6 protein-coding genes and 1 pseudogene are annotated in these 7606 nt (G+C 70.7%); 4 read left to right on the forward strand and 3 right to left on the reverse strand.

The window, feature by feature from the left end; genetic code table 11:
* A pseudogene (locus ACFVWD_RS44735) lies at positions 1-320 on the reverse strand (hypothetical protein); the annotation flags it as partial.
* Between the two features lie 378 nt (positions 321-698).
* Between ACFVWD_RS44735 and ACFVWD_RS44740 the strand changes: the two are divergent.
* Positions 699-2513 (forward strand): APC family permease, encoded by a 1815-nt coding sequence (locus ACFVWD_RS44740; protein ID WP_389603852.1) that lies wholly within the window; start codon positions 699-701, stop codon positions 2511-2513.
* Positions 2514-2612: 99 nt separating this feature from the next.
* On the opposite strand, the gene ACFVWD_RS44745 is transcribed toward ACFVWD_RS44740, so the two are convergent.
* The gene (locus tag ACFVWD_RS44745) at positions 2613-3152 is read right to left on the reverse strand and encodes a universal stress protein (RefSeq protein WP_389603853.1); all 540 of its coding nucleotides are present in this window, start codon (positions 3150-3152) and stop codon (positions 2613-2615) included.
* A 257-nt stretch (positions 3153-3409) separates the two neighbouring features.
* Here ACFVWD_RS44745 and ACFVWD_RS44750 point away from each other — a divergent pair, with 257 nt between their 5' ends.
* Positions 3410-4507, forward strand: a complete 1098-nt coding sequence (locus tag ACFVWD_RS44750) for a magnesium and cobalt transport protein CorA (protein ID WP_389603854.1) — start codon at positions 3410-3412, stop codon at positions 4505-4507.
* 111 nt (positions 4508-4618) lie between these two features.
* Here the strand turns inward: ACFVWD_RS44750 and ACFVWD_RS44755 are convergent, their stop codons facing one another.
* Entirely contained in the window at positions 4619-5056 is a 438-nt protein-coding gene (locus ACFVWD_RS44755) for a hypothetical protein (protein WP_003974483.1), read from the reverse strand.
* 409 nt (positions 5057-5465) lie between these two features.
* Here ACFVWD_RS44755 and hemL point away from each other — a divergent pair, with 409 nt between their 5' ends.
* A complete protein-coding gene (gene hemL, locus ACFVWD_RS44760; protein ID WP_389603856.1) occupies positions 5466-6782 on the forward strand; it encodes a glutamate-1-semialdehyde 2,1-aminomutase in 1317 nt (438 codons plus the stop codon).
* A gap of 35 nt (positions 6783-6817) precedes the next feature.
* The gene (locus ACFVWD_RS44765) at positions 6818-7516 is read left to right on the forward strand and encodes a histidine phosphatase family protein (protein ID WP_389603858.1); all 699 of its coding nucleotides are present in this window, start codon (positions 6818-6820) and stop codon (positions 7514-7516) included.
* The last annotated feature ends 90 nt before the right edge of the window (positions 7517-7606 follow it).

Genomic DNA, 7606 nt, shown 5'->3' on the forward strand with positions numbered 1-7606 from the left:
CCGCCCTTCTTGCCGTGTTCGGAGTCCGACGAGTCGCCCTTGTCACGGTCGGAGCCCGAGTCGCTCTTGCCGCGGTCGGAGCCGGAGTCGCTCTTGCCGTGGTCGGAGCCGGAGTCCTCCCTGCTCGAATCGTCACCGCGCACGGCGGTCAGCGCTCCACCGCCCGTGTGCACCCCCCCGTTCGGCTTGTGGTGCTCCTTGCTGTAGGAAGAGTCATCGTGGCCCCCGTCACCTGCCGTGGCGGCGAGGGCACCTGGTGCGCCGATCGCGAGGGCGGCCGTGGCCGTCGCGGTGGCGAGGAGCATGCGGGCAGATCGCATCTTCGGAGTCCTTCCGTCGCAGCCAGGCAGCTGACACTGCGTCAGCTCGTGAGAACCCGACCCCGACGTGATCCACCGTCAATCCGCCGGGCTCCGCGCACCACTCGAGCCGCTCACCTGGCGCACCCCCGAGGCCGCGTCCGCCCGGCCCATTCGGCCAACCGATGACTCGTCAGACTCCACTGACCTGCTGTTTCGCCAGGGACGAGCGGCCGTTCCCCCGCCCGCACCGCGCCTCGGGTACTACCCGATCGGCGGCAACACGACTGCGCGCCCCGCACCTTCGGTCCGCCGCGGCCCTGGCGCGTCCTTGCCCCTCCACACCGCACCACGCCGGTCACACTGACCTCAGACACCCCCACCCCCGCGAGGTCCCCCATGGCGTACGGCCTGGCCCGCCGCGAACTGCGGCCGAGAGTTCCGCTGCGGCACGGGGAGGGCGACAAGCACCACCTGACCAGCGTCGAGGGGCTCGCCGCGCTCTCCCTGGACGCGCTGAGCTCGGTGGCGTACGGACCCGAGGCGATCGTGCTCGTACTGATCGCCGCCGGAACGGGCGCGCTGTCCGCCACGCTGCCGGTGACGCTCGTCATCGCCGGACTGCTGGCGGTGCTCGTCGTGTCGTACGGACAGGTGATCGCCGTGCATCCGGACGGCGGTGGCGCGTACGCGGTGGGGAAGAAGGATCTCGGACCGACCGTCAGCCTGCTCGCGGCGGCCAGCCTGGTCGTGGACTACGTGCTGACCGTGACGGTCAGTCTGGCGGCGGGCGCGGCCAGCCTCGCCTCCGCGTTCCCGGTGCTCGGCTCGCACCTGCTCGCGATCTGCCTGATCGGGCTCGCCCTCCTCACGGCCGTGAACCTGCGCGGTGTGGCCGAGAGCGCGCGGGTGCTGATGCTGCCCACCGTGCTGTTCATCGTGAGCATCCTCGGCATCGTCGTGCTCGGCCTGGTGCGAGGTCATCCCGTGGCGGTCGTCGGCACCGACCAGCCCGTCCACGCCACCGAGGCGTTGAGCGTCCTGCTGCTCCTCAAGGCGTTCTCCTCCGGCTGCTCCGCGCTCACCGGAGTCGAGGCCATCGCCAACGGCGTGCCCTCATTCCGCGAGCCGCGCGTCAAACGCGCCCAGCGCACGGAGCTGATGCTCGGCGCCCTGCTCGGCCTGATGCTCATCGGCATGGCCCTGCTGATCCGCCGTGACCATGTCGCCCCGCGCGGCGGCGTGACCGTACTCGCGCAGCTGACGGCGGGCGCGTACGGGACGGGATGGCCGTACTACGCCACCAACCTCATCGTCACCCTGGCCCTCGCCTTCGCCGCGAACACCAGCTTCGGCGGTCTGCCCGTCCTGATGAGCCTGCTCGCCAAGGATCACCGGCTGCCGCACCTCTTCGGGCTGCGCACGGAACGGCCGGTGTACCGCTGGGGCGTGGTGACCCTCGCCCTGCTCGCGGCCGTGCTCCTGATCGCCGTGAACGCCGACACCCACCGGATGATCCCGCTCTTCGCGATCGGCGTGTTCATCGGCTTCACCATCAGTCAGACCGGTCTCGTACGGCACTGGGCCGGGCAGCGTCCGCACGGCTGGCTGCGGCGCGCGGTCCTCAACGGGGTCGGCGCGGTACTGACCGCCGTGGCGGGCGTCGTCCTGCTCACCACCAAGTTCCTGGAAGGGGCCTGGGTGGTGGTCGTCGCCATCCCGCTGCTGATGCTGCTGTTCGACCGCATTCAGCGCTATTACACGACCGTCGGCCGGGAACTCGGACTCGGCGAGGTCCCGCCGCCCGTGCACGTCGGCGACTCCCTCGTCATCGTGCCGGTCGGCGAGGTCAGCAGACTCACCCAGCACGCGCTGTCGGCCGCCCGCGCCCTCGGCCACGAGGTGGTCGCGGTCGCTGTGCACGCCGACCCGGTCAAGGTCCGTGCCCTCAGGGAGAGTTGGGACCGCTGGAACCCGGGTGTACGCCTGGACGTCGTCGACAGCCCGCAGCGCTCGCTCGTGGAGCCGATCGTCGACTACGTCCGCAGGGCGCAGGAGTCAGGACGGCAGATCGCCGTCCTCATCCCCGAGGTGGAGCCCCTCCACCGCCGCTATCAGATCCTCCAGAACCAGCGCGGTCTGCTCCTCGCCGCCGCGCTGCGGGCCCGTACGGACGTGGTCGTCTGCGTGGTGCCGTACCGGCTCAGCCTCTGAACCGGCCGCCGCGCCGGAGCCTGATCCCGAAGAGGGTCCCGCGGCCCTGCCTACGGCCCCGGACCCCTAACGCGCCCCTGACGTGGGAGCCTCGGTCGCTCAGGACCTGTGCTCGGTCAGCTCCCGCGCGTCGAGCGGCAGCCACAGCCGGATACGGCGGTGCACCGAGGCGAGCTCGCGGGACAGGGGCGAGGGCGGCAGGGCCAGCACCGGGCAGACGGCGTGCGCGAGGCAGTACCGGGCGACGGACGGGAACAGCGACGGGTGCAGCCTTCCTCGGCACCCCGGGCCCACCACCAGCAGGTCGTCGGCCCGGTCGGCGGTCTCGACCAGCGCCCGCCCCGGTGTGCCCCGTACGACAAGACCCCGGTACGGGACCCCGGGCCCCGCGTCGCCGAAGGCGGTGCCGAGCGCGGCGAGCAGCCGGCGGCCCGCGTCCTGCCGGAGCATGGCCATCGGCAGTGGACTGAGCGCACTGCGGTGGGCGAAGTCACCACCGGGCGGCTCCCAGGCGATCACGGCCAGCAGCTCGGCTCCGCCGCGCCGGGCCTCGGCGGCGGCCCGGCGCAGGGCCGCCAGGCTCCCCGGCGAACCGCTCACTCCGGCGACCACGCGCGGTCCCCGCTCTTCCTCGCTCATCGCTCGCGCACTCCTCGACGTCGCTCCACACACGTACCCGTCCACCATCGAAGGGCCGCGGGACGGCGGCGGACCGACACTTTGGCGCGGGTCTGACGGCACGGGTGTGATTCCTGACGCCCGCCTGACGCCCCTGACGCCCCTGACACCGCGGGGCCGGGCGCGGGGCGCACGCTCGAACCGGGCTCTGACGTCGGTCTTACCCCTTGCTGGCACACTGGCCGTCCGTTCCGGGAAACCCGGGGAAGGAGCACCGCATGTCGATGGTCGGCAACCTGCGCAAAGTCGCCCGTCTGGCACGCGGCGGACGCCGGGTGGACCTGAGTCACCCCGCTCGCTCCCCGCTCGGCTCCGCCGTCGTCAACTGCGTCATCTACCGCGACGGCGTCCGCCAGGAGGCCGCGCCCAGCGTCGAGGAGTCTGTCGCCCGGGTCCGCAAACGCGGCGGCCAGGGCTTCGTCTGGCTGGGGCTGCACGAGCCCACCGAGACGGAGTTCGCCCGGGTCGCCGAACTGTTCGGCCTGCACCCGCTCGCCGTCGAGGACGCGGTCCACGCCCACCAGCGCCCCAAGGTCGAGCAGTACGGCGACGTCCTGTTCGCCGTCTTCAAGACGGTCTCCTACGTCGAACACGCCGAACTGACCGCCACCAGCGAGGTCGTGAACACCGGCGAGATCATGGTCTTCGCAGGCCCCGACTTCGTGGTGACCGTGCGGCACGGACGGCACGGCTCCCTCGGCCCCCTGCGCGAGGACCTGGAGGCCGAGCCGGAGCAGCTGGCCAAGGGCCCGGCCGCGGTGCTGCACGCCATCGCCGACCACGTCGTGGACGACTACCTGACCGTCACGGACGCCGTCCAGGACGACATCGACCAGGTGGAGACGTCCGTCTTCTCACCCCGCGGTGCCAATGGCGCCGACGCCGGCCGTATGTACCAGCTCAAGCGCGAACTCCTCGAACTCAAACGCGCGGTGGTCCCCCTCGGCCGCCCTCTGCACATCCTGGCGGCCGAGCCGATGCGCCTCATCGCCCCCGAGATACAGGCGTACTTCCGTGACGTCGCCGACCATCTGTCCCGGGTCACCGAACAGATCACCGCCTTCGACGGCCTCCTCGACTCCATCCTCCAGGCCCACCTCGCCCAGGTCTCCGTCGCCCAGAACGAGGACATGCGCAAGATCACGGCCTGGGCCGCGATCGTCGCCGTACCGACGATGGTGTGCGGCGTCTACGGCATGAACTTCGACCACATGCCCGAACTCCACTGGCGCTTCGGCTACCCCCTGGCCCTCACGGTGATCGCCGCGGCGTGCTTCGTCATCCACCGGGGGTTCAAGCGCAACGGCTGGCTGTGACCGCGGCCACGCCCGGGACATGATCCAGGGGCGCGGCTCTTCGTGGGGGAGACGGCTCAGGCGCCCCGGGCGAGACCCGAAAGTCCCGCCCGTGTCACGGAGAACCGGTGATCAGGGCCACACCAGGCAGTACGGCTGATGCCCCGCCTCGTGCAGACGATGGCTGAAATCCTGCCATTCGTGGAGGAGCTGGTACACGTTGAAGGCGTCCCGCGGGCCTCCGCGGTCCGGGACCGTCGACCAGATGAAGGCCGCCGCGCCGACCGCCTCCTCGCCGATGCCCCGCAGGGGGTCGACGACGGTCATGGGGAGCTTCACGACGGCGTAGTCGGGGTGGAGGACGACCAGTTCCAGGGGCGGGACCTTGTGGAGAGGAACGCCCTCGATCCCGGTGAGGACCATCGCGGCCATGGTCTCCGGCTTGATCTTGGTGAACATGCCGTTCATGCCGAGCTCGTCGCCGCCGAGTTCCTCGGGGCGCATCGAGATCGGCACACGGGCCGCCGTCGCGCCGTCCGGCGCGCCGAAGTATTTGTAGGTCACCCCCACCCGGCCACCATTCCCGCTTCCTGCCCTGAGCCGGTCTGCCCCGCGGTCCGTGTAGTCCATACCGTCCATACGGCCCGACGGGTCGATCCGCTCAGGATCGTTCTGTGATCCTTGCGACCCGGGTGATCCGGGTGATCCGGGAGAGCCCGGCGACCCCTGAGTCTGTCGTGCCTCGGCCGCTTCCTCCGCCTCGCGCCGGTGCCTTCCCCGCCGGGCACGCCGAGGACCGAGGTCATCGGTCCCCTCGCCCAGTCCGCCACCGCGATGCATATCTCCACCCGACTGCTTTTCTAAGGCGCGCGACCCCCGCCACGCAACCCGATCATCGTGACAGTGACCTCCCCCACGGCCGCACGCCGAAACGTACGCTGAAACACCTGTCCGCAGGATCTTCGCAGCCTCTGACACCATGGCTCGTGTGAGCTATCCGTACGAAGCCCCAGTTTCGCAGACTCTTTTCGACCGTGCGGCTGCCGTCACGCCCGGCGGCGTGAACTCTCCGGTGCGCGCGTTCCGCGCCGTGGGCGGTACGCCCCGCTTCATGGTGTCCGGAAACGGTCCATACCTGACCGATGCCGACGGGAGGGAATACGTCGACCTCGTGTGTTCATGGGGGCCGATGATCCTCGGGCACGCGCATCCCGACGTCATCGGCGCCGTCCAGGAGGCCGTCGCTCGCGGCACCTCCTTCGGCACTCCCGGTGAGGGCGAGGTCGTGCTCGCCGAGGAGATCGTCGCCCGCGTCGAGCCCGTCGAGCAGGTCCGGCTCGTCTCCAGCGGGACCGAGGCGACCATGTCCGCCATCCGGCTCGCCCGCGGGTTCACCCGGCGGTCGAAGGTGATCAAGTTCGCCGGGTGTTATCACGGGCATGTCGACTCGCTGCTGGCGTCGGCGGGGAGCGGGGTGGCGACCTTCGCGCTGCCCGACACCCCCGGTGTCACCGGCGCCCAGGCCGCCGACACGATCGTCCTGCCCTACAACGACCTCGAAGCCGTGAACGAGGCCTTCCACGCGCACCCCGGTGAGATCGCCTGTGTGATCACCGAGGCCTCGCCGGGCAACATGGGCGTCGTACCGCCCCAGCCCGGGTTCAACCAGGGACTCAAGGACGCCTGCGCGCGCAACGGCGCCCTGTTCATCTCCGACGAGGTCATGACCGGATTCCGGACCAGCAAGGCCGGTTGGTACGGGATTGACGGGGTGCGTCCCGATCTCATGACCTTCGGGAAGGTCATGGGCGGAGGATTCCCCGCCGCCGCCTTCGGTGGCCGCAAGGACGTCATGGAGCACCTGGCTCCCGCGGGGCCCGTCTACCAGGCCGGCACGCTCTCCGGTAACCCCGTCGCGACCGCCGCCGGGCTCGCCCAGCTGCGGCTGCTCGACGACGCCGCGTACGACAAGGTCGACGCCGTCTCCGAGCAGATCCGCGGGCTGGTCACGGAGGCGCTGAGCAAGGAGGGCGTGGCGCACCGGCTGCAGAACGCCTCCAACATGTTCTCGGTCTTCTTCACCGGGCGTGAGGTGCGCGACTACGAGGGCGCGAAGGCGCAGGAGTCCTTCCGGTTCACCGCGTTCTTCCACTCGATGCTGGCGCAGGGCGTCTATCTGCCCCCGTCGTCCTTCGAGTCGTGGTTCGTGTCCACGGCCCACGACGAGCGGGCCATTCAGCGGATCGCCGACGCCCTTCCGGCGGCGGCCCGGGCGGCGGCGGAGGCCACGGCATGAGCCAGGAACAGACGCAGGGTCAGATGCAGGATCAGATGCAAGATCAGACGCAGGGCCGGAATCAGGACATCACCGTCGTGCATCTCATGCGGCACGGCGAGGTCGCCAACCCGGACGGGGTGCTCTACGGGCGGCTGCCCGGTTACCACCTGTCCGAGCTCGGGCGGCAGATGGCCGAGCGGGTCGCCGAGCACCTGGCGCCGCGGGACGTCACGCATGTCGTCGCCTCCCCGCTGGAGCGGGCGCAGGAGACCGCGACGCCCATCGCGAAGGCGCACGGTCTCGGCCTCGACACCGACGGGCGGCTGATCGAGGCCGAGAACGTGTTCCAGGGGAAGACCTTCGGCGTGGGGGACGGGGCGCTGCGGCGGCCCGAGAACTGGAAGCACCTCGTCAACCCGTTCAAGCCGTCCTGGGGCGAGCCGTACGTCGATCAGGTCGTACGGATGATGGGGGCGCTGGACGCCGCCAAGGACGCGGCCCGCGGGCATGAAGCGGTGCTGGTCAGCCACCAGTTGCCGATCTGGATCGTGCGGTCCTTCGTGGAGAAGCGCCGGTTGTGGCACGACCCGCGCAAGCGGCAGTGCACGCTGGCGTCCCTGACGACCTTCACCTACCGCGGCGACAAGATCGTGTCCGTGGGGTACAGCGAGCCCGCCAGGGATCTCGTCCCCGCCCATCTCCTCGCGGGCGCCAAGCCGGTGAAGGGGAAGGGCAAGGCGTTCGGGGCCTAGGTCCTGTCGTCAAATTCCCGTCGTCCGCCCGGAGGGCGGGCCCCGCGGGGTCAGGTGCGTGCTCTCGGCGTGCCGGGCGCAGGCCCTCGT

It is taken from the genome of Streptomyces sp. NPDC058086 (assembly GCF_042885015.1).
Classification (GTDB): domain Bacteria; phylum Actinomycetota; class Actinomycetes; order Streptomycetales; family Streptomycetaceae; genus Streptomyces.

Coding starts and splice junctions, on each gene's coding strand:
- ACFVWD_RS44740 (WP_389603852.1), top strand. CDS start 699: ATGGCGTACGGCCTGGCCCGCCGCGAACTGCGGCCGAGAGTTCCGCTG.
- ACFVWD_RS44745 (WP_389603853.1), bottom strand. CDS start 3,152: ATGAGCGAGGAAGAGCGGGGACCGCGCGTGGTCGCCGGAGTGAGCGGT.
- ACFVWD_RS44750 (WP_389603854.1), top strand. CDS start 3,410: ATGTCGATGGTCGGCAACCTGCGCAAAGTCGCCCGTCTGGCACGCGGC.
- hemL (WP_389603856.1), top strand. CDS start 5,466: ATGGCTCGTGTGAGCTATCCGTACGAAGCCCCAGTTTCGCAGACTCTT.
- ACFVWD_RS44765 (WP_389603858.1), top strand. CDS start 6,818: ATGCAAGATCAGACGCAGGGCCGGAATCAGGACATCACCGTCGTGCAT.